The 25,855-nt window shown below is 62.5% G+C and carries 25 protein-coding genes and 1 pseudogene; 6 read left to right on the forward strand and 20 right to left on the reverse strand.

The genetic code is table 11. From position 1 onward, the window contains the following. Nucleotides 1–64 precede the first annotated feature (64 nt). From ACV229_RS09995 to gltP, 5 genes are all read right to left on the reverse strand, one after another. Nucleotides 65–922 (reverse strand): HpcH/HpaI aldolase/citrate lyase family protein, encoded by an 858-nt coding sequence (locus ACV229_RS09995; RefSeq protein ID WP_448082944.1) that lies wholly within the window; start codon nucleotides 920–922, stop codon nucleotides 65–67. 21 nt (nucleotides 923–943) lie between these two features. Then, the gene (locus ACV229_RS10000) at nucleotides 944–1,891 is read right to left on the reverse strand and encodes an electron transfer flavoprotein subunit alpha/FixB family protein (protein WP_448082945.1); all 948 of its coding nucleotides are present in this window, start codon (nucleotides 1,889–1,891) and stop codon (nucleotides 944–946) included. Between the two features lie 17 nt (nucleotides 1,892–1,908). Next, on the reverse strand, nucleotides 1,909–2,658 hold the full coding sequence (locus tag ACV229_RS10005; protein ID WP_448082946.1) for an electron transfer flavoprotein subunit beta/FixA family protein: 750 nt from the start codon (nucleotides 2,656–2,658) through the stop codon (nucleotides 1,909–1,911). A 172-nt stretch (nucleotides 2,659–2,830) separates the two neighbouring features. Continuing rightward, nucleotides 2,831–4,105: an aminotransferase class V-fold PLP-dependent enzyme gene (locus tag ACV229_RS10010; RefSeq protein WP_448082947.1), complete on the reverse strand. Its 1,275-nt coding sequence runs from the start codon at nucleotides 4,103–4,105 to the stop codon at nucleotides 2,831–2,833. A gap of 55 nt (nucleotides 4,106–4,160) precedes the next feature. Then, nucleotides 4,161–5,486 carry a glutamate/aspartate:proton symporter GltP gene (gltP, locus tag ACV229_RS10015; RefSeq protein ID WP_448082948.1) on the reverse strand — a complete coding sequence of 442 codons (1,326 nt, stop codon included), beginning with the start codon at nucleotides 5,484–5,486 and terminating at the stop codon, nucleotides 4,161–4,163. A 256-nt stretch (nucleotides 5,487–5,742) separates the two neighbouring features. Here gltP and ACV229_RS10020 point away from each other — a divergent pair, with 256 nt between their 5' ends. The 4 genes from ACV229_RS10020 to ACV229_RS10035 all read left to right on the forward strand — a co-directional run bounded on the left by ACV229_RS10020 (nucleotide 5,743) and on the right by ACV229_RS10035 (nucleotide 9,106). Beyond that, a complete protein-coding gene (locus tag ACV229_RS10020) occupies nucleotides 5,743–6,681 on the forward strand; it encodes a LysR family transcriptional regulator (protein WP_448082949.1) in 939 nt (312 codons plus the stop codon). Nucleotides 6,682–6,927: 246 nt separating this feature from the next. After that, on the forward strand, nucleotides 6,928–7,824 hold the full coding sequence (locus ACV229_RS10025; RefSeq protein ID WP_448082950.1) for a LysR family transcriptional regulator: 897 nt from the start codon (nucleotides 6,928–6,930) through the stop codon (nucleotides 7,822–7,824). 126 nt (nucleotides 7,825–7,950) lie between these two features. Next, complete coding sequence (locus ACV229_RS10030) at nucleotides 7,951–8,583, forward strand: LysE family translocator (RefSeq protein ID WP_448082951.1); 633 nt, start codon at nucleotides 7,951–7,953, stop codon at nucleotides 8,581–8,583. 283 nt (nucleotides 8,584–8,866) lie between these two features. Continuing rightward, a complete protein-coding gene (locus tag ACV229_RS10035) occupies nucleotides 8,867–9,106 on the forward strand; it encodes a hypothetical protein (protein WP_448082952.1) in 240 nt (79 codons plus the stop codon). A gap of 239 nt (nucleotides 9,107–9,345) precedes the next feature. On the opposite strand, the pseudogene ACV229_RS10040 reads toward ACV229_RS10035, so the two are convergent. Continuing rightward, nucleotides 9,346–9,488: pseudogene (locus tag ACV229_RS10040) on the reverse strand (integrase); the annotation flags it as partial. Nucleotides 9,489–9,703: 215 nt separating this feature from the next. Between ACV229_RS10040 and ACV229_RS10045 the strand changes: the two are divergent. Then, nucleotides 9,704–10,036 (forward strand): putative quinol monooxygenase, encoded by a 333-nt coding sequence (locus ACV229_RS10045; RefSeq protein ID WP_448082953.1) that lies wholly within the window; start codon nucleotides 9,704–9,706, stop codon nucleotides 10,034–10,036. 168 nt (nucleotides 10,037–10,204) lie between these two features. Here ACV229_RS10045 and ACV229_RS10050 read toward each other — a convergent pair whose 3' ends face one another. The 8 genes from ACV229_RS10050 to ACV229_RS10085 all read right to left on the reverse strand — a co-directional run bounded on the left by ACV229_RS10050 (nucleotide 10,205) and on the right by ACV229_RS10085 (nucleotide 17,879). Beyond that, complete coding sequence (locus tag ACV229_RS10050) at nucleotides 10,205–11,650, reverse strand: DEAD/DEAH box helicase (protein WP_448082954.1); 1,446 nt, start codon at nucleotides 11,648–11,650, stop codon at nucleotides 10,205–10,207. Nucleotides 11,651–12,007: 357 nt separating this feature from the next. Beyond that, a complete protein-coding gene (locus ACV229_RS10055; RefSeq protein ID WP_448082955.1) occupies nucleotides 12,008–12,376 on the reverse strand; it encodes a nitrile hydratase accessory protein in 369 nt (122 codons plus the stop codon). Further along, nucleotides 12,373–13,047, reverse strand: a complete 675-nt coding sequence (gene nthB, locus ACV229_RS10060) for a nitrile hydratase subunit beta (protein WP_448082956.1) — start codon at nucleotides 13,045–13,047, stop codon at nucleotides 12,373–12,375. Before nthB ends, ACV229_RS10055 begins: the two co-directional genes overlap by 4 nt. Beyond that, nucleotides 13,044–13,703, reverse strand: coding sequence for a nitrile hydratase subunit alpha (gene nthA, locus ACV229_RS10065; RefSeq protein WP_448082957.1), 660 nt, complete (start codon nucleotides 13,701–13,703; stop codon nucleotides 13,044–13,046). Before nthA ends, nthB begins: the two co-directional genes overlap by 4 nt. 226 nt (nucleotides 13,704–13,929) lie before the next feature. Further along, nucleotides 13,930–14,202 carry a DUF4148 domain-containing protein gene (locus ACV229_RS10070; RefSeq protein ID WP_448082958.1) on the reverse strand — a complete coding sequence of 91 codons (273 nt, stop codon included), beginning with the start codon at nucleotides 14,200–14,202 and terminating at the stop codon, nucleotides 13,930–13,932. 182 nt (nucleotides 14,203–14,384) lie between these two features. Continuing rightward, nucleotides 14,385–14,879, reverse strand: a complete 495-nt coding sequence (locus tag ACV229_RS10075; protein ID WP_448082959.1) for a hypothetical protein — start codon at nucleotides 14,877–14,879, stop codon at nucleotides 14,385–14,387. A 126-nt stretch (nucleotides 14,880–15,005) separates the two neighbouring features. Next, nucleotides 15,006–16,040: an MBL fold metallo-hydrolase gene (locus ACV229_RS10080; RefSeq protein WP_448082960.1), complete on the reverse strand. Its 1,035-nt coding sequence runs from the start codon at nucleotides 16,038–16,040 to the stop codon at nucleotides 15,006–15,008. A gap of 714 nt (nucleotides 16,041–16,754) precedes the next feature. After that, a complete protein-coding gene (locus tag ACV229_RS10085; protein ID WP_448082961.1) occupies nucleotides 16,755–17,879 on the reverse strand; it encodes a porin in 1,125 nt (374 codons plus the stop codon). An 89-nt stretch (nucleotides 17,880–17,968) separates the two neighbouring features. On the opposite strand from ACV229_RS10085, the gene ACV229_RS10090 reads away from it, so the two are divergent. After that, entirely contained in the window at nucleotides 17,969–19,021 is a 1,053-nt protein-coding gene (locus ACV229_RS10090) for an RNA-guided endonuclease InsQ/TnpB family protein (RefSeq protein ID WP_448082962.1), read from the forward strand. Between the two features lie 357 nt (nucleotides 19,022–19,378). On the opposite strand, the gene ACV229_RS10095 is transcribed toward ACV229_RS10090, so the two are convergent. The 6 genes from ACV229_RS10095 to ACV229_RS10120 all read right to left on the reverse strand — a co-directional run bounded on the left by ACV229_RS10095 (nucleotide 19,379) and on the right by ACV229_RS10120 (nucleotide 25,706). After that, the gene (locus ACV229_RS10095) at nucleotides 19,379–19,762 is read right to left on the reverse strand and encodes a BON domain-containing protein (protein ID WP_448082963.1); all 384 of its coding nucleotides are present in this window, start codon (nucleotides 19,760–19,762) and stop codon (nucleotides 19,379–19,381) included. A 127-nt stretch (nucleotides 19,763–19,889) separates the two neighbouring features. Further along, nucleotides 19,890–21,482 carry a class I adenylate-forming enzyme family protein gene (locus tag ACV229_RS10100; protein WP_448082964.1) on the reverse strand — a complete coding sequence of 531 codons (1,593 nt, stop codon included), beginning with the start codon at nucleotides 21,480–21,482 and terminating at the stop codon, nucleotides 19,890–19,892. Between the two features lie 74 nt (nucleotides 21,483–21,556). Further along, the gene (locus tag ACV229_RS10105) at nucleotides 21,557–22,333 is read right to left on the reverse strand and encodes an SDR family NAD(P)-dependent oxidoreductase (protein WP_448082965.1); all 777 of its coding nucleotides are present in this window, start codon (nucleotides 22,331–22,333) and stop codon (nucleotides 21,557–21,559) included. 126 nt (nucleotides 22,334–22,459) lie between these two features. Then, nucleotides 22,460–23,617, reverse strand: coding sequence for an acyl-CoA dehydrogenase family protein (locus tag ACV229_RS10110; protein ID WP_448082966.1), 1,158 nt, complete (start codon nucleotides 23,615–23,617; stop codon nucleotides 22,460–22,462). A gap of 10 nt (nucleotides 23,618–23,627) precedes the next feature. Then, entirely contained in the window at nucleotides 23,628–24,869 is a 1,242-nt protein-coding gene (locus ACV229_RS10115; RefSeq protein WP_448082967.1) for a thiolase family protein, read from the reverse strand. 51 nt (nucleotides 24,870–24,920) lie between these two features. Further along, nucleotides 24,921–25,706, reverse strand: a complete 786-nt coding sequence (locus ACV229_RS10120; protein WP_448082968.1) for an enoyl-CoA hydratase/isomerase family protein — start codon at nucleotides 25,704–25,706, stop codon at nucleotides 24,921–24,923. Nucleotides 25,707–25,855 lie beyond the last annotated feature (149 nt).

Consider the following 25,855-nt stretch of genomic DNA (forward strand, 5'->3'; position numbering starts at 1 on the left):
TTGCGGCCTGTGGGCCATCGTCATGGTTCACACGCGCACGGTCATCCGCGCGCGGCGTCGGCCGTTACACGGGCGCCGTCGGGCGACGATGCGCGGCAAGCGCCAGCAGGCGCTCGGCGCGCAGCACGACCGGGCGATCGACCATCTTGCCTTCGACGGTAATCGCGCCGGCCTCCGCGTTCGATACCGCATCGATCACACGCGCCGCCCATGCGAGGTCGCGCTCGTCGGGACCGTAGCATGCGTGAACGGTCGCGATCTGCTTCGGATGGATGCACAGCTTCGCACCGAAGCCATGCCGCTTGCCGTTCCGCGCGTCGGTTGCCAGACGCCCGGCGTCTTGAATGTCGGGCGTGACGCCGTCGACCGGCTGGTCGAGGCCGGCCACGCGCGACACGAGCGCGAGTTGCGCGCGGTACGGATTCAGCGCGTCGCGATCGTCGTCCGTGCCCATCTCGGCGATGAAATCGAGCGTGCCGAACATCAGGCGCTTCACGCATGGCGCCTTGGCGATCTCCATCGCCGACCACATGCCCTGCGCGGTCTCGATCAGCGGAAACACGGGCACCTTGCGCTGCGCGCGCGACACGACGGCAATCACGTCGTCCGGGTGCTCGGCCTTCGGCAGCACGATGCCCGCGACGCCGTCGAGTGCGGCGAGCCGCGCATCGTCGTCGAACCACGGCGTGCCGCGGCCGTTGATGCGCACGAGCACCGGCCGCGCGCGCGAGACCCACGCCGCGACGGTCGCGCGCGCCGCGTCCTTCTTCGCGGGTTCGACCGCGTCCTCGAGATCGACGATGACGGCGTCGGCGCCGCTCGAGCACGCAGCATCGAAGCGGTCGGGCCGGCTGCCCGGCACGAAAAGATAGGACTGGGGCGAGAACGCCCCGTTGCCTGCCGGGTGACTTTGCTGGGTCATGTCAGTTCGGCCTCCGCTTCGTCATTGCAAGGCATCGGCCAGTTCCGGCACCGCCTGAAACAGGTCGGCTTCGAGTCCGTAGTCGGCCACGCTGAAGATCGGGGCTTCGGGATCCTTGTTGATCGCGACGATCACCTTCGAATCCTTCATTCCGGCCAGGTGCTGGATCGCGCCCGAGATGCCGACCGCGATGTACAGCTGCGGCGCAACGATCTTGCCGGTCTGGCCGACCTGGTAATCGTTCGGCACGTAGCCCGCGTCGACTGCCGCGCGCGATGCGCCGAGTGCCGCTTGAAGCTTGTCCGCCAGCGGCTCCAGCACCTTCGTGTAGTTCTCGCCGCTGCCGAGGCCACGGCCGCCCGACACGATGATCTTCGCGCTGGTGAGCTCCGGACGGTCCAGCTTCGTCACTTCACGGCTCACGAATTGCGAGACTCCTGCGTCGGCTGCCGCTTCGATCTTCTCGACCGCTGCGCTGCCGCCTTCCGCTGCAACCGGGTCAAAGCCCGTCGAACGCACCGTGATCACCTTGATCCGATCTGAAGATTGCACCGTCGCGATTGCGTTGCCCGCATAGATCGGGCGCTCGAACGTGTCGGCCGAATCGACCGCCGTGATGTCGGAGATCTGCGCAACGTCCAGCTTCGCGGCGATACGCGGCGCGATGTTCTTGCCATAGGCAGTTGCCGGCGCCAGGATGTGCGAATAGTCCTTCGCGATGTTCAGCGTGGTTGCCTCGACGTTTTCCGCGAGGCCTGCGGCCAGTTGCGGTGCGTCGGCCAGCAGGACCTTGCTGACGCCTGCAATCTTCGCCGCCGCATCCGCAGCCGCCTGCGCATTGTGACCCGCGACCAGCACGTGAATGTCGCCGCCGACGGATTGGGCAACCTCGTGCGCAGCAGTCACCGTGTTCAGCGTCGCTGCCTTGATCGACGCGTTGTCGTGTTCCGCAATAACCAGAATCGTCATTTTCTTTCCGCTCCCTCTTACAGCACCTTGGCTTCGGTCTTCAGCTTCTCGACCAGCGTCTTCACGTCCGGCACCTTCACGCCGGCTGCGCGCTTCGGCGGCTCCGCCACTTTCAGCGTCTTCAGGCGCAGCGTGACGTCCACGCCAAGCTCTTCCGGCTTCACGGTCTCGAGCGGCTTCTTCTTCGCCTTCATGATGTTCGGCAGCGTCACGTAGCGCGGCTCGTTCAGGCGCAGGTCGGTCGTCACGACCGCCGGCAGCGTCAGCGACAGCGTTTCCGCGCCGCCGTCGACTTCACGCGCAACCGTCGCCTTGCCGTCGGCTACAACGACCTTCGATGCGAACGTCGCCTGCGGCAGGTTAGCCAGCGCAGCCAGCATCTGGCCGGTCTGGTTCGAATCGTCGTCGATCGCCTGCTTGCCGAGGATCACCAGTTGCGGCTGTTCCTTGTCGACCAGCGCCTTCAGGATCTTCGCGACGGCCAGCGGCTCGACGCTGTCGTTCGACTCGACGAGGATCGCGCGGTCCGCACCGATCGCCAGCGCCGTGCGCAGCGTTTCCTGCGCCTGCGCAACACCGACCGACACCGCGACCACTTCAGTCGCGACGCCCGCTTCCTTCAGGCGCACCGCTTCTTCCACGGCGATTTCATCGAACGGGTTCATCGACATCTTCACGTTCGCGATGTCGACGCCCGTGTTGTCCGACTTCACGCGGACCTTCACGTTGTAATCGACCACTCGTTTCACTGCTACGACAACTTTCACGCGTTGCTCCTCCATGGACTCGTTGGCATCGTGCAATATCGCAGGCCATTACACGCGCAATCGCGCACGTCCACAACTATCGATTGACTCTGCCGGCCATAGCCCGATCCTATTGGTCCGCTCGCGTTCCGGCGCCCGAATGCGACACGGCCCGGAAATCCGGGCCGTGTGGTCAGCGTGCCGCGAGCGATTCGGTCACCGCAAGGAAGCGTTCGATATCCTCGGGCGCATGACAGTGCAGCGGCGAAATCCGCACCGCGCCGTCGAGATTGAATGACTTCAGCATCCGTCCCGAATACACGCTCGACGCGACGCGTTCGTAGACGATCACGCCGCGCTGTTCGTATTCGCGCACGGCCTGCGTCGGCTCGAGGTTCGCGAAGCCGATGCCGACGATAAGGTCGCGCTTCGTCAGGTCGTCATGGTCCCAGTAGACTTCGACACCGTCGATCGCCCTGAGCCCGCGGCGGCCGCCGTGACCGTCGAGCAGTGCTGCCAGCAACGCGCGTTCATGCAGTTCGATCCGGTGCATGCCTTCGACGAACAGCGTGCGGCGGTCGTCCGTGTCGCTGAAATACCGGCCGATCCAGGCAACGTAATCGACGATCGCCGTGACGACCGCAAACTGCGCGGGCGCCGGGCTGCCGAGCTCCCAGACCCCCGCCTGCTTCGCGGCAAGCCGGTGATGCGGCAGCGCCGCCGCGCGCGGCGACAGCCACGACATGCCGGAGCCCCGGCAGCCGAAGAACTTGTACGGTGCGAAGTTGATGCCGTCGACGGGCGTTTCCTGCAGGTCGACGATGCCGTGCGGTGCATGCTGGACCGCGTCGACGACGATGAACAGGTCCGGCTTCTTCTCGCGTGCCCGCGCGACGATCGTCGCGATGTCGAATTTCGCGCCGGAGATGTTCGATGCAAACATCACGCTGAGCAGCGCGGTATCCGCGTCGACGAGCGAGACGATCGCATCGACGTCCACGCCGCCCGTCTCAGGATTGCTGGGCGCGACACGCAGCGTCTTTCCGGTCCGGTCCGCGTAGTACGCCATCGCGTCGTAGGACGACGGATGCTCGAGGATCGTCGTGACGGCGTTCGTCCCCGGCACGTTCTCCATGATCGCGCGCACCATGTCGAACATCGCGCCCGACGCGGTCAGCGACGCATGGACGGTACCGCCCTGCGCGTTCAGGATCGTGCGGACGTCGGCCTCGCCACGCGACTGGATCGCCTGGAGATCGAGCGCGCGCGCGTGAATGCGCTCCGGGCAATCGGGCAGCGCGTCGATCCGCGCAAACGCATCGACGGCCGCCTTCAGGCGGAACGATCCGCCCGCGTTGTCGAAGAACAGGCGTTCGCGTCCGTCGAGATCGTGATCGACATGAAGGAAGCGCGACCTGATTTCCCGCATCAGCGCGTCGGGAAAGAATGCTCCACGGGTACTGCTCATCTGGATTGCTCCTGTTTGCTTCGAATGATTGTCGGGATGTGTCGTGCGGCCCGCGTCACGCGTCCAGCGACGCGAGATACGCGCGCCCCTTTTCCGCGTCGTACTGGCGTTCCCACTTCGCGATGACGAGCGGCGCAAGCGCGTTGCCGACCACGTTCAGCGCGGTGCGCCCCATGTCCATCACGCGGTCCACGCCGGCAATGAACGCGAGGCCTTCGAGCGGCAGCCCTGCGCTCGCAAGCGTCGCGAGCAGGATCACGAACATGAAGCCCGGCACGCCCGCCGCCCCCTTCGACGTGACGACCATCGTCAGCGTCAGCAGGATCTGCTCCTGCCAGCCGAGGTGCACGCCGTAGAGCTGCGCGACGAACAGCGTGCCGATCCCGAGATAGATCGACGCGCCGTCGAGGTTGAACGTGTAGCCGGTCGGCACCACGAACGTCGTGATGCTCTTCGGCACGCCGTAGTCCTCCATCTTCTTCATCAGCTGCGGCAGCACGGTCGCCGAGCTGCAGGTGGAGAACGCGATGATCAGTTCGTCCTTGATCACGCGCAGCAGCGTGAGGATGCGGAAGCCGAACAGCCGCGCGGTGACGCCGAGCACGAGGACCGCGAACAGCAGGATCGCGAAATAGGTCACCGCGACGAGCTTCACGAGCGGCAGCAGCGACCCGAAGCCGAAGCTCGCGACCGTCACCGCGATCAGCGCGCACACGCCGATCGGTGCATAACGCATCACCATGTTCGTCACCTTGAACATCGCATCGGCGATGCCTTTCAGCGTCGCGAGCACGGGCTTGCGGTATTCGTCCGGCACCGATTGCAGCCCGAGCCCGAACAGCAGCGAAAAGAAGATCACCGGCAGCAGGTCGCCCTTCGCCATCGACGCGACGATGTTGTCCGGGATCACGCCGAGCAGCAGCGCCATCAGCCCGTGATGGGCCTGCACCTGCTGCGTCGCCTGCTGATAGCGCGAAATGTCGGCATGCCCGAGTTGCGACATGTCGGTGCCGACGCCCGGCTGCAGCACGTTGCCGATCACGAGCCCGAGCACGATCGCGATCGTCGTGACGACCTCGAAGTAGACGAGCGTCTTCAGGCCGATGCGCCCGAGCGACTTGCCGTCGCCGACGCCCGCGATGCCGATCACCATGCTCGTGAACACGATCGGCACGACGATCATCCTGATCAGCTTGATGAAGATGTCGCCGGCCGGCTGCAGGAATCCCGCGACGGCCGCGTCGCGCAACGACGGAAAGCGGTTCAGCACGAGCCCTGTCGCGATGCCGACGACAAGGCCGATGACGATCTGCCACGCAAGGCCGACGCGCGGCTTGCGCTCGGCGTGCGGGACGGGCGGGGTTTCGATGACGGTGTCCATGCTCTCTCCAAACCAGGGGTTCATTCGGTTGAATGTCGGGCAGCGTGCGGCGCGTTTTCTGGCGAATGCGCTCGCTCGACCGGACCGCTCGGCGTGGGACGGAACACGGGAAAGCCGACAATGCGGCGCCCGCGTTTCGTCCGGCGCCCACGGCGGGCGATACGACGTCGAAACCATAAGCAGCCGAAATGAACGAAAAAAGCGATTTTTTTATATGAGAAACTATCGCTTTTCCGCATGCGAAGGACGACGGGCGATGCTGACGTTCAAACAGATGGAGGCGCTGTACTGGATCGTGCAGCTCGGCTCGTTCGAAGCGGCGGCGAGCCGGCTCAACACGACGCAATCGGCCGTGTCGAAACGCATCCAGGAACTCGAACGGGCGTTCGACCTCACGGTGTTCGACCGCACGCACCGCAGCGCGCGGCTCACCGACAAGGGCGAGGAATTGTTCGACCATGCGAAGGAGCTGCTCGAACGGCGCGACCAGATCGTCGAACGGATCAGTTCAAAGGAAGCACTGGTGCGGCAGGTGCGGATCGGTGTGACGGAACTGACTGCGCTGACGTGGCTGCCGCGCCTGATCGCGGCGATCCAGTCCGCGTATCCGAAGGTGCGCGTCGAAGCGGAGGTGGATCTGAACGCGGCGCTCCGCGACCGCCTCGCCGCCGATACGATCGACCTCATCGTGGTGCCGCAGATCCACGCCACCGAGTCGTTCGCGGCGACGCCGGTCGGCGAAGTCGACAACGCGTGGATGTGCGCGGCCGGACTCGCGCCGAACCGGAAGACGGTCACGGCGCTCGCGGATATCGCGCAGTTTCCGCTGATCCTGCAAGGCGGCCTGTCGGGCACGGGCTACCTTTACACGCGCTTTCTGCAGGAACACGGCGTCGGCATGCAGCGGATCCTGACGAGCAACAGCCTGATCGCGCAGATCGGCCTGACGCTGTCGGGCCTCGGCGTCAGCTACCTGCCGAAGGCGTGCGTTGCGCACCTGGTCGCATGCGGCGCGCTCGACGTCGTGCGGACGCGGCCCGCGCTACCGCCCGTCCGCTACGTCGCGCTGCACCGCGCAGAGCGCGCGCATTCGCTGAATGCCGAGATCGCGCGGCTTGCCGCGCAGTCGTGCAACTTCGATACGAACCTGCTGGATCCGGGCGCGCAAGGGCAGCCGGCGGCGCATGCTCGATGAGCGTTCCCGCACAAGAAACGGTTCTTCGCAGGTTTGTGTGGATGTCGCTGTCCGATCCGCATCAGCCAGTCAGCCTTCGCGATAACGGACCTTCAGTTCCCACGTGCGCCGCCTTCCGGAGCACATGTACGGCGCCAATTCTCACGGGCGCGGTACGGCTTCCTGTACCGGCGCGTCCGTTCAATATAATTCATGACGTTTCCGCATTTCATGCATGACATACGTGCACCGGTACAAGGAGTTCAGATGACGCTTGCTCAGTTGCAGGCACTCGCCGCCGTGGTCGAACTCGGCTCGCTTACGGCTGCCGCCGACCGGCTCAGTCGCAGTCAATCTGCGATCAGTCATGCTTTGACCGAACTGGAGGACATCACGCAGATCAAGCTGCTTATGCGTGACCGGCAGCCGGTCGTGTTGACTGCAGCCGGCGAACGTCTATGGCCGTACATCCGAAATGTGGTGCGAGAAGCGCAAACGCTGCGCCAGCAGTTCAGCCTGTCGCGCGGCAAGCTTGAAGGGCGGCTAGTGGTCGCCTCGCTGCCGAGCGTATCCCTGGCGTTCGTCGTGCCCGCACTCGAGGCGTTGAAAGAGTTGCATCCGGGGGTGACGGCAGTGCTGCTCGAAGGCACGGATACGGAAGTCGAAGGATGGATCGAGGACGGTACCGCCGACGTCGGCGTTGTGGCGGGCACGAAAACGTTCACGAGCAATTTTCTGCTGCTCGATGAGAATTTTGTCGCGGTAGCGGCGGCCGGTACGTTCGACGGCCGCAAGAGCGTGTCGGCAAAACAGTTGTCTGCGTTGCCGTTCATTTTCTCGAAGGCAGGTTGCGGGCCATTGATCGCAGACTACTTCGCGCGTAGTGGCGCGCAACTTCGTGCCGCCTTCAATGTGGTCGAGATGCGCACCATTCTTTCAATGGCGGAGGCCGGCATGGGCGTGTCGATCGTCCCGCGCATCACGCTGACTTACACGCCGTTCGGGGGCCAGGTGCTGGAGCTATCACCGAGATTGCATCGTTCCGTACGGCTGTCGTGGAACACGACTGACAATGTGGTGACCAATGAATTTGTCAGGCTCGCCGCAGCTCAACGTGTCAGAGCAGGAAACGCGACCAGGACGCGGGCGAAAAAGGCGAAGTAGCGAGTCGCAGGCGCGATGAAAAGCGCTCATATGCAGCTTGCAGTTTATTCACACCAGAGGCGGCCGAGATGCAATACATTGCACGGAACTCGTCAACCTGACTTCGCTGCCCCGAAGGAGACCGCCGTGCCGGCCTTGCCCACTCTGTTTGCTTTCGGACTCTTGTCGCTCGGCATGGTCCTGACGCCCGGCCCGAATATGATCTACCTGATTTCGCGTTCGATCTGCCAAGGCCGCCGTGCCGGTCTGCTGTCGCTCGGCGGCATTGCACTGGGGTTCGTGTTCTATATGTCTTGTGCGGCGCTAGGCATCACCGCGCTTGTGCTGACCGTGCCGTACGCGTACGACGCGTTGCGATTCTCTGGCGCATTGTACCTGTTGTACCTCGCTTGGCAGGCGCTCAAGCCGGGCGGTCGCTCGGCATTTCAGATCCGGCAGTTGCCGCACGACAGCCGCCGAAAGCTCTTCACGATGGGCTTCGTCACGAACCTCGCGAATCCGAAGATCGCGGTGATGTATCTGTCACTACTGCCCCAGTTCATTTCACCGGGACATGGTAGCGTGCTCGCGCAATCACTGGCACTCGGCTGCGTGCAGATCGCGGTAAGCGTTAGCGTCAACGCTCTGATCGCGAGCATGGCCGGTTCCGTTGCTGTATTTCTCGCCGGCCGGCCGGCCTGGGCATTGGTTCAGCGCTGGTTGATGGGCACTGTGTTGGCCGGATTGGCGATGCGTATCGCACTGGAGTCGCGAAGCTAGAAAATGGCGAGAGGCGGGATCGGTTGAATCCGCAACCCCGAATTCGCCGTTCAAGCGGCATTTCCAAACGACCGCTGTTGGGACGACACGAGACGATCACCCCATCACATCAAAGCGATACGCGTCGCCACATGGACGAAAGACCGGTGCTGTTGTTGCGCTGCGGCCAACGTGGCACGATAGCGGCACCAGCGGTTGCACGACTGCGCAGCTGAACAGCCGCACGCTTGATCTCGCGGACCGCTTCGGTCTCACCGGGCACCTGAACAAGCGCTTCGAGCAAATGTCGCTCGGCACCCGCAAGAAAATATTCTCGACGGCGACCACACTGGGCGAGCCCACGGTCATCATCGCCGACGAGCCCGGCAGCGGGCTCGACGCAGCAACGCGTGCCGTGCTTATCGATTTATTCAAGACGTTGGCTAAAGACCGCGTAGTCTTCTTTTCGAGTCACGATTTGCAGCTTGCGCGAGCTTGTGACGCAACAATGACCAACTTTGCGGACCTTGGCATGGCCGTATGAGCCTCCTCACCCTCGTTCAGTCACATGGAAACGCCCAATGTGGCTGTGTTTGACACAACAGGGGAACGTCGACATCACGCCCTCAAGGGCGGCCTCGCTCGTAAGCAAGGCTTGCTTGCCCACAACTACCGATGGAAACAGGTATGACCGTTTCCTTTTGGCGGCAAGCGGCCTATCGGAGAAATTCCGCGACTGACGCTCAACGGCCTGCGAGCGACCGCTTGCAGGCCGTTGAGCCTTTAAACGTCAGTCTGCTCCGCCATTTCCGGAGCGTCGTCTACCTCAATGCCAAGGTATCGGACAGTGTTTCGAGCTTTGTAAGTCCGAGCAGCAACTGAACCGCCAGAAGATTTTTCGTGCACCGGTAGAGTTGACGAGCCTCCGCCGCATGAGGTACGGTACCAACATGCAACGCAATCTGATTCCTTTCGCGACCGTCATTACAACGACGACCATCGGCAACGGTGGGTCGTCCTTGATGCGCACGCGGTAATCTTCGTCGTTGCATATCCTCAAGGGCCCCGCCGGCAAAAGACGGGGCCTTTCGCGTTTACGGCTGATCGTCTTTCGTCGGTATCACACCAGCACGGAGTCGTCATGGGCGAAGTAAATCACCACAGCCGAAGTAGCGACCTCGAGGTGATGCTTGTTATCTCGATTCAAACCATTCCCGGGAAAGGCCACGAGCAAATCGCGGCCTACGAAAAGTTAGCGCCGATAGTGCGAGCGGAACAAGGTTGTCTCCAGTACGACCTTCATGCTGTCGTCGGTGACGACAATAGCTTTGTCTTGATCGAGCGCTGGGCATCAGCTGAAGCGTTGGCGGCACACGACGTGACGCCTCACACGATTGCCGCCGATGCACACAGTCCGAGCTTCAGGGCGGCACCCGCACGGGTTTTACGACTTGCTCCCGATAGCCTCGCATAGACGTCGTCGACGCCTATGCGAACGGCAGCGGCCCCGAAGTTGTTACGGATCCTGGATTCAGTGCGCCGTCATCCGCCGCCCTAATGGACGCCGAAGCCACGCCGCTGCCTGCCAGCGGGCCGCAAACCGCCAGCCTGTTCCAGGACCGGCGTGACTCATCCCCACGGATCAGGGTTGACGTTTACCGCGGCCACCAGCGGGTTTGCCAGCCGGCTTGCGTGAACCCGCAGCTGGCTTGCTGGCGGGTTTGCTGCGTGGCTTTTGCACGCTGAATGGGTTACCGCCGGACAAACTTGTGCCTTTACCTGCGGCTACAGCGCGCTGCGCCGCAGGCTTGCGTGTGTTTTCGCCGCTTTGCGGCCGCGGTTTCTTGCCGAGCACCGGCATGGCGCCCGGCGCAGCTTGCGGCACTTTGGGCTTCTTGGGCTTTTTGGGTTTCTTGATAATCTGGCCCGTTGCGCTGGTTTCCGGCACGCGGTGTTCGGCTTCAAAACCCGGCTCTTCTTCACGGGGCAGCGTTTGCCGGATCAGCGCTTCAATCGCTGCCAGTTGCGGCGCTTCATCGGCACACACAAGGGACACCGCCACGCCGCTGGCGCCCGCGCGGCCGGTACGGCCAATACGGTGCACATAGTCTTGCGCCACGATCGGCAGATCGACGTTGATCACCAGCGGCAGGTCATCGATATCCAGCCCGCGTGCAGCCACATCGGTGGCCACCAGCATGTCGACTTCGCCCGTCTTGAAGCGCTCCAGCGCACGCAGGCGCGCGGGTTGCGGTTTGTCGCCGTGGATGGTGTCGACCGCATAGCCCGCTTCATCCAGCATGGCCGCCAGGTAATCCACGCCTTTGCGGGTCTTGACGAACACCAGCGCGTGCTCCCAGTTGTTCTCGGCCACAAGGTGCATGAAGAGCTCGGGCTTGTTCCTTTTATCCACCGGCACCACCCACTGCTTGATCTTGCTGGCCGTCGCATTGGGCGGGCTGACGCTGATATTGACCGGGCCGCGCAGAATGCTCGCCGCCATGGCGCGGATATCATCGGAAAACGTGGCAGAGAACAGCAGGGTCTGGCGCTGAGCGGGCAACGCAGCAAAGACGGCGTTGAGTTCGCGCGCAAAGCCCAGATCCAGCATGCGGTCCGCTTCATCCAGCACCAGCGTCTGTACTTGATCGAACTGCACCGCGTTCTGGCGATTGAGATCCAGCAAACGGCCCGGCGTGGCAACGAGCACATCCACGCCCTTGCGCAACTTCATCATCTGCGGGTTGATACTCACACCGCCGTAGGCGGCCAGAAATCGCAAGTCGAGGCCTTTGCCGTAAGCGATAAAGCTTTGCAGCACTTGTTCAGCCAGTTCGCGCGTGGGCACCAGCACCAGAACACGCGCGCGGTTGCTGGATACGGCCGGGCCGTGTTGCACCAGCCGTTGCAACAGCGGAAGCGCAAAACCCGCCGTCTTGCCTGTGCCGGTCTGTGCCGCCGCCATGACGTCCTTGCCATTGAGCACAGCAGGAATCGCCTTGACCTGCACCGGCGTAGGTGTCTGGTAATTGAGGTCCTGCACATTACGCAGCAAGGGATCGATCAGGCCAAGCGAGGCGAAGGACATGGGTGCATTCCGGGCTAAAACCGCAATTCTAGCGGTTACCGCGCTGATCGCACCGCGCAGATCGATGGTCAAGAAGATCGACGTTGATCGCCGCTGAAAAACGTAGCGGTGCCGGGCACCGCGCGCCGGCAAGCTGTACTACGAGACACCGATGAGCAGCACTGCCAGCTGCACCTGCCCTATCCAGGTACCATACGCACGAATTGCCCTTCCTTGCGGAAAATCCGCCAACTGGTTGACGGCGATTTCAAGGAGCCTGCAGGATGCGCTCGAGCAAACGTTCGAGGTTCCGGCGGGGGATTGTTTTCGGGTCTTTCAGCAGTGCCAGCCAGGCGACGGGCGAACCTCAGGACACCATCACCGCAGTTCGATCGGCACGCCGTGCGGCGTTCGCCGGGCAGCTTCGTCCCATGCGTCCCGACGTTGCAGCAACGCATCAACCGTTACATATCCCTTTTCCGTGACGATGCGTTCGAGTGCCGTCAGCCAGTGCTCGTAGTACGTGTCCCCGCGGTCCGGGTCGCCAGTCGCCTGAGCATCGCGTATCGCGCTGCTCAAATGAACCGTCCACTCCGCCCACGTGAACAGGCCGCGTTCGTGCAGTGCAAGCGTCATTGCGAATGCCGCGGCTTGCCATGGTGCACTAAAAGCCGGATCGGCGCTGCCGTGACGCATGGCCGGCAAGCGCGTGTATTCCTCCCATGGCGGCGTCTTCCTTCGAGTCATGTCACGCTGCCCGCGCTCGCGGCCTCGAGATACGGTTCCCAGCAGTCGACGCAGACCGATGACGCGGTCGTATCGGGCCCCCAGAGTTCAATGGCTTCGAAGCGCACCGTGTAGAGCCAGTGCGGTTGCTCGCCCTCGCCGATCGCGTTGGTATCGGGAAACACGTGCGCGCCATGTCGTGCAACAACCTGCCCTTGCTTGCCACGACAATAACGCGGCAACCGGGTGTGCGTGACAGGATTCATCAGGCGGGTGCGCACCATGTCGCCGACCGCGAAGCGTGCTTCTGCGAGCGCCGGACGGTCAACCGGATTGCCTCGCGCCAGCGCCGCGCCCACGTGGCCGGCAGTCAAAACACGCGCGACGGGCGCCGCCGCAGTCAACGACTTGCCCCCTTCGATTTCTTCGGCAGTGGCAAGGCCCGTTTCGATCAGCAGCGTCTTGAGGCCCTCGAACCATTTTTCGTAGTAAGTACTGGCGAGATATTGCGCGGGCGGCAGGCTTTCGCGAGCGGCGCGGGACATGTCGATGTTCCACTTGCCGGTAGCACCCATCGCCAGCGTCAGAGCGTGAACGCGACGTTCCCAGCCTGCGTGAAAAGGCGGCTCATCGGGCTCCGGCTGAACGGGTCCGAACGTCTGCATGCCACCGAGGTCCTGTGCGCCGTTCATCGGACTGCTCCTGTCCACTCGTCAGGCGCCTTGGGTAACCCCGTACCGATCATCGAATCGCGCGTGACGAGTTGGGCGAGTGCATCCTCATTCATGCCATCGGTACCGGGCGGACGCATCGGCATAACCAGATAGCGAACCTCGGAAGTCGAGTCCCATACGCGAACCTCGATGTCCGCTGCCAACATGACGCCGAATTCCTCCAATACACCGCGCGGGTCGATGACCGCGCGCGACCGATAGGGTGCCGATTTGTACCAGACAGGCGGCAGCCCGAGGACGGGCCATGGATAGCATGAGCAAAGCGTGCAGACCACCATGTTGTGCACGCCTGGCGTGTTCTCCAGAACCACCATGTGCTCTCCCTGCCTGCCCGTGTAGCCGAGGGACGCTATGGCCGCACTGGCATCCGTCAGAAGCCACTGCCTGTATCCGGGATCGCACCAGGCCCGAGCGACGACGCGAGCACCGTTATGCGGACCGATCTTGCTCTCGTAGGTCTCGATCAGGATGTCAAGCGCAGCCGGATCGACGTATCCCTTTTCCACCAGCAGGGATTCCAGCGCGCGCACACGCAAGTCCAGATCCGACAATGCACTGCCTTCGTGGCCGTGGCCATCGGTCTGCCACGCACCTTGCGAGTCGTCGTGGCTCATCGGAATTCACCAGGAAGCGTGCCAATGCGACAGAGTATGGTTTGCTGCAAACGCAAATTCAAGGTGCAGAGTTTCGGGGCAAATGCACCCACGATCGCGATCCGCTTTGCCTGCTCGCGCCCTCTGCATTTGCGAGCAAACGCAGCCACGATCGCGACCCCCAAAGCGCCACCGACAACCCGGTCGAAACCGGCTCGCTGTACCGGCTACCAGCCCATTGCCGCAGCTATTGGCGAATGTTCGTTGCGCCGCCGGCCCCCGCGGCCTGCGCGCGTCGCTCCGCCACGATCCGGGCAGCGCGCAGCGCATTCTCGGGATAATTGATCCAGTCGCTCGGATCATAGCCGGCAGCCATCCAGGCGCGCAGATCCGCGATGACGTCGGCGCGCGTCTTCGGGGTCGATTGATCATATGGAACCGACGCTACCTCCGCGAAAGCAGAGGCTGCACAGGTTGCACCGAGAAGCACACCCAGACCGATGCGAGAGATTTGGTTCATGACAGGGCCCTCCTTTAACAAGGCGGCCCTTTCATTCTAGGCGGCATTGTGCCGCCCAGCCCCCTCATGCAGACAGCGCCCGATCGAAGTTCATCACGTGAATCTGTTCCACGTCACGGTGTACCCATTCGTCGAACATGGTGATGAGGAAGTCGCTATTCGAGGGAATGACCTCCGCAAATTCATGTCCGGCTGCGGCTCGAACGAAGCAAAAAAAGCTGCAACATCGATCCCAGCACAAAAACACCTAGCCACACGGCGAGTGATCCTCGCACGATTGGGGATTCAGGGCCATTCGCGAGGGGATGACCAACTGGCAGTCGTGTCAGCGTCTCGTTGATCCCGGGGACCAACAGCAGAAAGAAGCTGAACGTGAATGCGAACTGGGACAGGTACAGCCGCGCGGGCCCCAAGGCTTTGATTCGCGGGACGAGTAGTCCGCCCAATGTTGCGAGTAGCGCCAAGATGCCGAGTGCATGCCCGACATTGAAGCCGCCGGTACTGGACAAACCAAACGATGTGAACACGGATACCACCATCCCCGCCACGTAAATCCTGGCGGACCGGGTTGTGCTATCGATCTTTCGATATCGGGCAAAGCCATAGAGACCTGCGGCGACCGTCACCAGGCTGACAACGGTGTGAACCGCGCCCAAAGAGGAAATGGGATGAGGCATAGGACGATGATTCCTTCTGAAGGTGTAGCCCCGGATCGCCGTGGCGCCGGCGACACGGGAGAACGCAAGGGGTCAATCAATACCCGGCTAGTGGGGCGATTCAACAATTCGAAGCATGTCTCCGCTTCAAGCTACCAGGGAATACCAGGCGACGTTGTCGTCATCCACCACACACTTCACCACGCGCGTGGCAATGAGGTAGTTCATGCAGGCCACCGCTTCGCCGGTCGCAAGACTCAGTTGCTGCGCATCCTGTTCCCCGATGGGACGGCCGAACAGAGGGGCAAACGCATCGACGATCCGTTGGGGCCCGGCCGCCAACGATTGGCGCAGTCGGTCGATAGCACGGTCCTGTCCGGATTTGAGCGAGTCCAGTCGTTCATGCAAACCGTAGAAGGGCTCGTTGTGAGAAGGCAGCACAAGCACATCATTGGGCACGCCGTTCATTAGCTTGCCGAGCGACTCGTACCACTCCTGCAGCGGATTGGCTTGCGGCTCGCTGGCGAACACCGACACATTCGACGAAATCTTCGGTAGCGCCTGATCGCCGGAGATCAGCAGCTTCAGATCGGGGCAGTACAGGCTGACATGCTCGGGCGAGTGGCCACCGGTCGTGATGATCCGCCAGTCGTGCTCGCCCAGCCGAACCTGGTGGCCGTCCTGCAGTCGTCGATAGCTCTCGGGCAGCGCGTGAATATGCTTGCCGAAGCTGCCGAAGCGGCTGCGATAGCCCTCGATGGCAGCCTCTGACCACCCGGCGCGCCGGCAAAACTGCACGCCGTCGCGCGGGGCCTCGCGGTTCGTGTCGGCATGCAATACTCGGCAGGACAGGTATTCAAGGCGGCTCATGTGCAGCGGCACACCGGTGCGCCGCGTGAACCACCCTGCCAAGCCGATGTGATCCGGGTGCATGTGCGTGGCGTACACCCCCTGGAGCGGCCGCGACAGCGGCCCCTGCGCCGTTAGCGCCAACCAGTCCGCCACGGTGTCAGGGGAGTTCAGGCCGGTGTCTACCAGCACCCAGCCGTCGGAGGTGTCTATGGCCCATACGTTGACGTGATCGAGCTTGAACGGCATGGGCAGCCGGATCCAGCGCACACCGGTTGCAACCTCAACAGTGTGGCGCGGCAAAGGAGGGGCGAATGGGTACAGAAGTGCCATGGCGTCGATCGAGGGAGTCAAATTCCCATGAGGTCCACCCGTACAGCGTGTGGCTTGAGCACACACGTAGCCGGACTCAGGGATACAGGGCAAAGAGACCGCACCGACGTTGTTCGGCGCACCCGGTGCGTACCCGACGGATCGTCATCGATAGTGTCGAGGGAGGTGTCATGCATGGTGGTCGATGATAGGGAGAAGATCGTGCGCACACCGGTCCGTGGAGCCAATTCTCCGGTCCGCGCAGCATCCCGGATTTCCCTCTGGTCGGCGCTGCGGCGCACGTCTGAGATTGCTCGCGGAATGCAGCCCCCCGTTTTTCATTCCTCCTTCGTCGCCCCCGATCAGCCGAGTGCCATCGCAAGCCACTCGCTGGCGATTGCGCGCAATCGAGCGCAACGGCGTGGACGCTCACCGTGTGCCGCGCGCGCGGATCAACCATGACGCCGGCACGCGTCCTCGGGAGCGAAACCATCTGGATACTGCGCAACCTCCGCGAAAGCGGAGGCTGCACAGGTTGCACCGTGAAGCACACCCAGACTAACGCGAGAGATTGGATTCACGACAAGGCCTTCATTGGCAAGGCGACTCTTTCATTCTGGTCGGCATTGCGGCGCCCATCCCCCTCATGCAGACAGCGCCCAATCGAACTCAATCACGTGAATCAGTCCCACCTCACGGTGCCCCCCTTCGTCGAACCTGGCGATGACGCAGTCGCTAGAAGGCGTGACGGATGCCCAGCATGGCCGCGGTCGTGCTCACGCCCGGCGCCACAGGCTGGCCAAACGTTATTGGCTGGTTCATCGTTCCCCGGTTGTTCACATGCCCCACCTGGCCGTAGACGAGCGTCGCTTTCGACAGGCTGTACTCCGCTCCGACTGCAACTTCAGTCGACTTGTTGGTCGAGTTGTTACGGTCCTTCAGGTAGTACACGCCACTGGTCACCTTGAAGGCAGGCGAGAACTGGTAGCCGAGGCCGGCCGAATACAGGTCGAGGTTGACCAGGTCGGAATGCGCCGGATTCCTGCCGTTCGAATACGATGCGGAAACCGAGAATGCGTGGTACGTGTATAGCGCGCCCACGTAGAGAAGGCGGTTATTGGCCAGTCCGGTGGGCACCGTCGTCGGGCCGGGGTTCGTGTCGTGGCCAACGTAGTAGCCAGCCGCAAGACGAAGGCCATAGTTCGAGTATTTCAATACGGCGGACTCCCGCGTACCTCCCTGGAAGCTGCCCGGCACCCCTCCGGGCGCATACTCGAGTGCCGCGGACAGGCCGGCGAACTTCGGCGATTCATAGACAATCGCATTGCTGTCGTACAACGCGCCGATTGGCGCATTGGTGCTGATACCCTGCCAGCCGGCGGCCTGGTTCATGCCGAGCCACGCAGTCAGCGTGCTGCCGAAATAGTGAGCCCCCCGTACGTCGGTCTCGGCCATTGCATAGGCAATCGGTACGATCTGTCGACCGAAATTTAGTGTACCGAACGGTCCCGACACGCCTACCGTCGCGATCTGGTTGAACTGTGCCACCGCGCCCGGCGTATCGGCCAGGTTGAACTTGCCGGTGCCGCTGTCGAACTCACCTTGCAGTTTGAAATTGACGTGATACCCGCCACCGATGTCCTCTGATCCCTTGAGTCCCCAGGCGCTCGCATAGATACCGCCATCCTTGTAGCGATAGACCTTGCCAAGGTTCGGCGCCGTCGGGCTCAACGAGGCCGCCGACGTGCTTTGATACAACATCCCGGAATCGATGACACCATACAGCGTCACTGAAGACTGTGCGTGTACTGCACTACCTGTTGCCGCCAAAACGGCCGCAGCGATCCATTTCAATTTCATCAGTTGCTCCGAGAAACCTCGACATTCATGGCGGGGAGGAAAGGAGCGCTCTTGACAGGCAGCTTCTTCCACGGATTAGGATGGCCGGCATGATTCTTGTCTACCGCTACCGGGTGAAATCGCTCAACGGACTGCTGAACCAGCAGAGCCGTGCGGTGAACTACGTCTGGAACTTCTGCAACGACACGCAGAAGCACGCGATCAAGTGGAATAAAAAATGGCCGACAGGGTTCGACCTGAACGTGCTGACGACCGGCAGCAGCAAGGAACTCGGCATCCATTCCGGCACGGTCAACGCAACGTGCGAGCAATACGCGAAATCGCGCAGCCAGCACCGCCGCCCTTACCTGCGCTATCGCGGCAGGAAATCGCTGGGCTGGGTGCCGCTGAAGGGCCGTGACCTGAAGCGCGAGGGCGACGCGTTTCGCTTTGCCGGCCACACCTTCCGCGTATTCAACAGTCGCCCGCTTCCCGAAGGCAAGATCAAGGACGGAACCAACTTCGCGCAGGACGCGCGCGGCAACTGGTTCCTCAACATCGTGATCGAGATGCCCGATGTTCCGGCTCGCCCGATCCGTTCTGGTGTCGGTATCGATCTCGGTCTGAAAGACTTCGCAACACTTTCGACCGGCGAGAAGCTGCCCCATGACCGGTTCGGCCGGCGCGCGGCCGACAAGCTGGCGAGAGCGCAACGGGCGCGAAAGCACAAGCGGCATATCGCAAAACTGCACGCCAAGGTGGCCAATGCCCGCGCCGATTTCCAGCACAAGCTCGCGCTCGATCTGGTGCGGCGCTTCGATTACATCGCGGTCGGCAACGTGTCGGCCGTGAAACTCGCCAGAACCAGGATGGCGAAGAGCGTCTACGACGCATCCTGGTCGTCCTTCCGAAACAGACTCCGTTACAAGGCGACGGCGCACGGAGCCACGTTCGAGGAAGTGGACGAAAGCGGTTCGACCCAGTCCTGTTCGGCGTGCGGGTCGAAAGACAGCACGACGCGGCCGAAAGGTATCGCGGGACTGAGAATAAGAGAGTGGACCTGCAGTGGCTGTGGTGTCGTGCATGATCGTGATACCAACGCTGCGTTGAACATTCTCCGATGCGGACGTGCATCGCCAGTTGTGGGAATCCTCCGCCTTTAGGCGGACGAGGACGTCAATGCGTCTCCGGTTTTTTTTGCTTTAAAGCGGCCTGTTGCGACCACCGTACCTATTGAACACGTCGGATGCTTCACCTCAACGCCAACTGCGCCCGGCGAGGGCTTCCGAGGCAACAAGACTGCCTCGTGATCAACGGCGAGAAAATCTGCATCAGCTACAGCGAGTGCCCGGAATCCCTGACCCGTACCTGTTGCACAGTCGACCAACCGAGAAAAGACGCGAGTAAGAAAGGTCGATGCGTATGGGTTTCCGACCGGGTGGCCTTGGCGGGTCAACTCCGACGCCAGAACCCGCAAGCTCTTGCACCCTCGCGCTTACTTCTCTCGATTTGCCAGCTTTTTACGAACCGCCAAACGGTTTTTGCACGATCAGCTTGTTGGTCACTGAGGTGACCCCTGGAACCCCTTTCGCGATCTCCGCAACCTCATTGACCTGCGCAGCGTCCGTGACCGTGCCGTTCAGCGTCACCGCGCCGCCTCTGGCGACGATGCTGATATTGCCGGCGCTGATCTTCTTGTGCTTGCCAATGGCGGCATACACCTTCCGGCGCAGCGCGCGATCGGCCTTCCTTGTGCTGACGGGAGCGACTCCGCTTTCCGCAGCGGATGCAGCCGGCATACCGGTAGGTACACTGGCAGTCTGGCCCGACTGCGACCATGCGTTGCTGGACGCGGCCAGAGTCAATATGGCAATCGCCAACGCGCGTAGCTGAATACTTCTCATCGAATACTCCGCTTGTGATGAAGGACGGAATCAGAAGGTGTCGCGGATGCCGGCAATTTGAGGTTCTTGTCGAGGGCGGATGGTATGGCCATGAGTTGATTCCTGCTTACACGTCAAATGGAACGGTCTAGCTGACCTTGCGCTGCATGTTTTGCCAGTACTTTTCCTTGACCGCGCGCCGCAGTACTTTGCCGACCACCGAGGTCGGCAACTGCTCGACGAACACCAACGACTTAGGCGCCTTGTAGCTGCCGAGCTTTTCCTTGGCGTGCGCGATAAGTTCGGCGGCGTCGACCGAGGCGCCGGCGCGCAGCATCACTTCCGCGTGCACGGCCTCGCCCCACTCGGGATGGGGAATGCCGACTACAGCAGACATCATGACGGCCGGGTGCGATGCCAGTGCCGCTTCCACCTCGATCGCATAGACATTGAAGCCGCCGCTGATGATCATGTCTTTCAAACGGTCGACGATGTGCAGGTAGCCGCCCTCGTCGATGTAGCCGAGGTCGCCCGACTTCCAGGACTCGTCGGCAAACTCGGCCGCCGTCGTTTCCGGGTTGTTGTAATACCCCTTGATGATGGCTCGGCTGCGGATACGGATTTCACCGCGTTGGCCGGTTGGCAGCGGATTGCCCTGCTCATCGGTCACGTAAACTTCGACGCCCGGTGTCGGCCGACCGGCCGAAGACAGACGTTCGACGGCGCCCTCGATCTTCTGTCCGATCTCGTGTTCCGCCTTGTCGAGCGTCGACACGAACATCGGGACTTCGGTGGCGGCGTAGACCTGCGCGAAGATCGGACCGAAGCACGCGATCAGTTCTTCCAGCTTGGCGGGACTCATCGGTGCGGCGCCATAGATCAGGGTGTTCAGCGAAGAGAAATCGCGTGGATTGGCGCGCTGCAATTCGAGCAGACGGTACAGCACGGTCGGCACCAGGAACGAATGTGTCACGCGCTGCTGTTCGACCGTTTGCCGCCATTGCTCGAGATCGAGCTGATTGAGCGTCAGGTTGCCGCCGCCGGCATAGAAAGTCGGGATGAACGCGACCAGCGTGCCATGCGAGAGCGGTGCCACGTGCAACATGCGCGTGCGACTGTTGAAGCCGAAGTCCGGGTTGCTGAAACCGCCGTCGCGGCAAGCCATCAGATTGTCGATCGAGTACATCGCGCATTTGCCCTGACCAGTCGTGCCGCCGGTGAAGCGCAACATGCAGATGTGCTCATCGTCGTCCAGCTCGACGTTAGCGTCGAGTTCGGAAGCCGCGCCGACCAGGTTCCAGAACGCGTGCACACCGGGGCGCGCGGCCTGCTCCGGCGTCGGGTCGTCCATGACGACGATCTCGCAGCCCGCCGCGCGCAACATGGCGTAGTAGCCATCGAGCAGACGTGTTTCAATCAATACGATCTTCGGCTTGACCAGTTCGATCTGGCGCGCATGCTCTTCCGGCGCGTCGCGAAGGTTGGTCATGACCACCGTGCCTTCCTGCTTGAGGACGGTCGGCAGCATGAGCAGACTCAGGTTGTCGTTTTCCAGGATAAGCAGGAACTTGTCGCCCTTGCCTATCCCGAGCGCATTGCGCAGCGCATCGGCGATGCGGTTGGTCAGCAGGTGGTATTCGTGGTAGCTGTAAACGCGGCCGCGCTCCACATTGACGATCGCTTGCCGGTCACGAAAGCGCAGCGTCATCAGACGCATGATGCGGCAAAAGTTCATCTTCATGGATGTGTCTCCTCTGTTCTTTTGCCCTCCCTCTTCTTCAGAGGGAGGGCGGCCCTGTCGCCGGTGCAGCGCGTTTAGCGCGCGCGCAGGCGCGACGCTGCGTCCAGGCGGATGGTGTGCGCGTTGAGGTAGGCGTTTTCGATGATGAAAGCGCAGCAGTGCGCGAACTCGCGCATGTCGCCGAGGCGTCTCGGGGCTTCGATCTGCGTCGTCAACGCAGCGACGATCTTTTCGTCGAGCGTCTGCACCATCGGCGTCAGGAACAGGCCCGGCGCAATGGCGTTGACACGGATGCCGACGTCACCGAGCTCCCGCGCCGCCGGCATGTTCATGCCGAGCAGCGCCGCCTTGGACGCGGCATAGGCGACTTGACCGATTTGCGCCTCGTACGCGGCACCCGACGAGATGTTGATGACTACGCCGCGCTCCTCGCCGGCTTCCGGTTCGTTCCTGACCATCTGCTCGGCGCATTTCGACATGACGTTGAACACGCCGTTGACGTTGACCGCCGTCACCTGCGCGAACTTGGCCAGCGGCGTGGCCTTGCCTTCCTTGCCGAGCACCTTGCACGGTGTCGGCAGCGCCGCGCAATTGATGCAGACGTGAACCGTGCCGAAGCGGGCAGTCACGGCGGCCACCGCGTTCTGCACCGATTCCTCGCTGGCGACGTCGGTTTGCACGAACATCGCGTGCTCGGCGCCGACATCCTCGACCGCCTTGGCGCCAGCCTCGGCGTTCAGATCGAGGATGGCGACGCGCGCGCCTTTTTCCTGTACCAGATAGCGCGCTGCGGCCAGGCCGAGGCCCGATGCTCCGCCGGTAATGACAACAACTTTTCCTTCAATATGCATGATGTTTCCTGTCGCTATGGTTTATAGACTGCTGCGAAACTACCGTGAGGTCGTGGCGAAGCCTTGCCGTACTACTCATACCGGTTTCGTCGCCATGCATGACCACGCCAGACTCGGGTCAGCCTTCTAGAACGCCGGCACGCCGGTCAACGCGCGGCCGATAATGAGTTGCTGAATCTGAGTCGTACCTTCCGGAATCGGCGCGATGATCGCCTCGCGCGCGAGCTTCTCGACGAGGAACTCGGTCGTGACGCCATTACCCCCGTGGATCTGCACGGCCTCGCGGGCGATTTTCACGGCTGCTTCGCAGGCGAAATACTTGGCCATCGCGGCTTCCATCTCGGCCGGCACGCCGGCTTCGATCATCGACGCCGCGCGGTAGGTCAAAAGGCGCGCAGCGTCCACGTTGGTCGCCATTTCGGCCAGCATCGCCGCGATCAACTGGTGACCCGCAATGACCTTGCCGTGCTGGCGGCGCTCCTTTGCATAACGAACCGCCTCTTCGAGCGCTCGGCGAGCGATGCCCAATCCCTGGGCGGCGACGAATACGCGCGACCGTTCGAACAGCGAGAGCGTATTGCGCAGCCCCTCACCTTCGTTGCCGATCATGTTGGAGGCCGGCACGCGCACGTCGGTCAGGAAGATCTGCGCGGTGGACTGGCTGTTGAATCCGATCTTATGGATGCCGCGTACTTCGTAGGGATGCTCGTTGCGATCCAGCAGGAAATGGGTCAGCCCCTTGCGCGGATCGTCGCTGGTGCGGCAGGTGCAGATCAGGAAGTCCGAGTACTCGCCGTTGCTGATCCAGGTCTTTTCGCCGTTGATGATGAAATGATCGCCATCGCGGCGCGCACGCGTTCTGATCTCCAGCACGTTGGAGCCGACATCGGGTTCGGAAATGCCCATCGAGACGAAACTGTCGCCGCTCAACAGGCCGGGCAGGTAGCGTTCACGCAAATGCGGGGGCGCGACCTTCTCGAGCAACACCACGCCAAACGAGTTGATCAGCACCGGCACCGACAGGTCCGCCGAGGTGGTGGCCACCTCCTCGAACAGCATCAGCGACGTCAGCCAATCCAGGCCCATGCCGCCGTTGGCTTCGCTCGCGATGCCCGACACCAGCCCGAACTCCGTCAGCCGGCGCATGATGTCGGCCATCTTGTCGCGCGGCACGAACTTGTCGCGGTATTGCTTGCTGAAGATCGGATCGATCTCGACGTCGAGGAAGCGTTTCAGTCCATCGACGGCAGCCTGCTGCTCTTCGGTGCGGAATACGTGTCCCATAGCGGCCTCCTTATTGTTTCGCCAGAATGTTGACGCCGACCACGGCCTCTTCGATGCCGTACAGGCCACCGCCGTTTTCCTGGATTGCGATGCGTGCGTCTCGAACCTGACGCAGTCCGGCTTCGCCGCGCAACTGCGTCACCAGTTCATGAATCTGGCCGAGGCCGGTCGCGCCGATCGGATGGCCTTTCGATTCGAGCCCCCCGGACGGGTTGATCGGGATGCGTCCGCCGACCGTAAAGTCGCCGCGCGCGGCCGCGGGGCCGCCTTCGCCGAACGGCACCAGCATCAGCGATTCGGCGTTGAGTATCTCGCCGATCGCCGAGGCATCGTGCACTTCGGCAACGTCAACGTCCTGCGGCGTGACGCCGGCCTGTTCGTAGGCCTTCTTCGCCGCCAGGTGGGCGATGATTTTGTGCGGCTCCTCGACACTGCGCGTCATGCCGGTCTGAATGACGCTGGCCAGCACGCGCACTGCGCGGCCAGCATCGCCCTGCAGGCGCTTCAGGCCGGCGGCGGTGCACAGTACGACGGCGGCGGCGCCGTCGCTGATCGGCGAGCACATGGCCGCCGTCAGCGGGTAGGTGATCGGCGCCGAAACCAGCACCTGCTCGATCGTCATGGGCTGCTGGAATTGCGCCAGCGGGTTATGTACCGAGTGCTGGTGGTTCTTGGCCGCGACTGCGGCGATCTGGTGCTGCGTGGTGCCGTATCGCCTCATATGGTTGCGAGCGATCGCTGCGTAGACATCCATGAACACGCTGTATGGGCGATCGGACATCGTGCCGGGCGGGGGCTCGACGCCTTCGCCCAATGCCAGCAGCGTCTTCTTGTTTTCCTCGACAGTCGAGACGTCCCAACCGCCATCGAACGCAGCAAACATCTTGGCCTTGTCGGCGATGTTCATCTTTTCCGCACCGACGGCCAGCGCGACGTCGCAGGTCCCGGCCCGCAGCGCCTGCACCGCCAGGTTGAATGCCGACGATCCGGAGGCACAGGCGTTTTCGACGGTAAACACCGGGATGCCTGCGATGCCGAGGCGGCGCATGGCGATCGGCCCAGGAATCGCGGTCTGCCCCTGGAACTGACCGTTGGTCAGCGTCGCATAGAATGCCGAGCCGATGTCGGCGGTCTCTGCGCCGGCGTCTTTCAATGCCAGCGTGACGGCCTCGCCGACCATGTCGTATACGCTGCGCTCCAGCAAGCGGCCGAACGGCGTCATGCCGACACCGGCAACATAGATATCGTTCATGTAATTCCCGAAAGAGGAATGAGAAATGCGGTATGAAAAAATTGGGGCGGCTTAACGGCCCTGGAATCGCGGCGCGCGCTTTTCGGCGAATGCCTGCAAGCCCTCCTGCAGGTCAAAGCTGCGCAGATGGCGGCGCAACATGACTTGCTCGTGCAGCAAGGCGTCGTCCCGGCTCTTGTCGGCGGAGGTGCGCGCGACTTCCTTCATGCGCCGCAACACGATCGGACTCTTTCCGGCAATCTGGCCGGCCAGCTTCATCGCTGCCTCGTCCAGTTCGCCGTCGGGATGCACTTCGGATACGAAACCGTAAGCCTTCATCTCGGCCGCCGAAAGCGTCTTGCCGGTCAACAGCAGATACATGGCGATGTTCTGAGGAATCAGGCGCGGCAGGACCGCCGCGCCGCCAGCGCCGGGATAGACGCCAAAGTTGGCATGGGCGTCCCCGATGGCAGCGCTTTCGGCAGCGATGACGATGTCGGCGCACATGGCGAGCTCCAGGCCGCCGGCCATGGTTACGCCGTTGAGTGCGGCAATCACCGGCTTGGGGAAATTTCGCAGCCGCGCAAGCGTTGCGCTGGCACGGTCGAGGAAATCTGCTTCGCCGGCCTCAGCCTTCTGACTTGCCAGCACCTCCTTCAAGTCCGCGCCGGCGCAGAATGCGGGGCCAGCGCCGGTCAAGACCAGCACGCGAATGTCATCGGCGGCGGCGATCTGTGCCAGCCGGCGGTCCATCTCCGCCAGCAGCGCCATATTCATCGCGTTCATCGCCTTCGGGCGGTTCAGCGTCAAGCGCGCGACCGCGCCAGTTGTTTCGAACAGCAATGCTTCTTCGGTCATACCGTCTCCGGGTTATCTGGGAATGTTGTCGTGGCGGAGAGGCGCAGACCTGTCCGCGATAGGAAGTGATCATAGGCAGGGGGAAATGACCGCGCGGCTCTTTGGAACGAAAAGTGCATTCCGCAAAGCGATCCTCGGTGATCATTCGT

The organism is Burkholderia sp. MR1-5-21, from assembly GCF_053427715.1.

Excerpts from the sequence above, each read along its gene's own strand:
- ACV229_RS09995 (WP_448082944.1), bottom strand. The coding sequence starts at position 922 with ATGACCCAGCAAAGTCACCCGGCAGGCAACGGGGCGTTCTCGCCCCAG.
- ACV229_RS10115 (WP_448082967.1), bottom strand. The coding sequence starts at position 24,869 with ATGAACGATATCTATGTTGCCGGTGTCGGCATGACGCCGTTCGGCCGC.
- ACV229_RS10055 (WP_448082955.1), bottom strand. The coding sequence starts at position 12,376 with ATGACTCGAAGGAAGACGCCGCCATGGGAGGAATACACGCGCTTGCCG.
- gltP (WP_448082948.1), bottom strand. The coding sequence starts at position 5,486 with ATGGACACCGTCATCGAAACCCCGCCCGTCCCGCACGCCGAGCGCAAG.
- ACV229_RS10000 (WP_448082945.1), bottom strand. The coding sequence starts at position 1,891 with ATGACGATTCTGGTTATTGCGGAACACGACAACGCGTCGATCAAGGCA.
- nthA (WP_448082957.1), bottom strand. The coding sequence starts at position 13,703 with ATGAGCCACGACGACTCGCAAGGTGCGTGGCAGACCGATGGCCACGGC.
- ACV229_RS10010 (WP_448082947.1), bottom strand. The coding sequence starts at position 4,105 with ATGAGCAGTACCCGTGGAGCATTCTTTCCCGACGCGCTGATGCGGGAA.
- ACV229_RS10045 (WP_448082953.1), top strand. The coding sequence starts at position 9,704 with ATGGGCGAAGTAAATCACCACAGCCGAAGTAGCGACCTCGAGGTGATG.
- ACV229_RS10110 (WP_448082966.1), bottom strand. The coding sequence starts at position 23,617 with ATGGGACACGTATTCCGCACCGAAGAGCAGCAGGCTGCCGTCGATGGA.
- ACV229_RS10105 (WP_448082965.1), bottom strand. The coding sequence starts at position 22,333 with ATGCATATTGAAGGAAAAGTTGTTGTCATTACCGGCGGAGCATCGGGC.
- ACV229_RS10120 (WP_448082968.1), bottom strand. The coding sequence starts at position 25,706 with ATGACCGAAGAAGCATTGCTGTTCGAAACAACTGGCGCGGTCGCGCGC.
- ACV229_RS10025 (WP_448082950.1), top strand. The coding sequence starts at position 6,928 with ATGACGCTTGCTCAGTTGCAGGCACTCGCCGCCGTGGTCGAACTCGGC.
- ACV229_RS10095 (WP_448082963.1), bottom strand. The coding sequence starts at position 19,762 with ATGAGAAGTATTCAGCTACGCGCGTTGGCGATTGCCATATTGACTCTG.
- ACV229_RS10075 (WP_448082959.1), bottom strand. The coding sequence starts at position 14,879 with ATGCCTCATCCCATTTCCTCTTTGGGCGCGGTTCACACCGTTGTCAGC.
- ACV229_RS10035 (WP_448082952.1), top strand. The coding sequence starts at position 8,867 with ATGTCGCTCGGCACCCGCAAGAAAATATTCTCGACGGCGACCACACTG.
- ACV229_RS10080 (WP_448082960.1), bottom strand. The coding sequence starts at position 16,040 with ATGGCACTTCTGTACCCATTCGCCCCTCCTTTGCCGCGCCACACTGTT.
- ACV229_RS10050 (WP_448082954.1), bottom strand. The coding sequence starts at position 11,650 with ATGTCCTTCGCCTCGCTTGGCCTGATCGATCCCTTGCTGCGTAATGTG.
- ACV229_RS10090 (WP_448082962.1), top strand. The coding sequence starts at position 17,969 with ATGATTCTTGTCTACCGCTACCGGGTGAAATCGCTCAACGGACTGCTG.
- ACV229_RS10070 (WP_448082958.1), bottom strand. The coding sequence starts at position 14,202 with ATGAACCAAATCTCTCGCATCGGTCTGGGTGTGCTTCTCGGTGCAACC.
- ACV229_RS10085 (WP_448082961.1), bottom strand. The coding sequence starts at position 17,879 with ATGAAATTGAAATGGATCGCTGCGGCCGTTTTGGCGGCAACAGGTAGT.
- ACV229_RS10020 (WP_448082949.1), top strand. The coding sequence starts at position 5,743 with ATGCTGACGTTCAAACAGATGGAGGCGCTGTACTGGATCGTGCAGCTC.
- ACV229_RS10100 (WP_448082964.1), bottom strand. The coding sequence starts at position 21,482 with ATGAAGATGAACTTTTGCCGCATCATGCGTCTGATGACGCTGCGCTTT.
- nthB (WP_448082956.1), bottom strand. The coding sequence starts at position 13,047 with ATGAACGGCGCACAGGACCTCGGTGGCATGCAGACGTTCGGACCCGTT.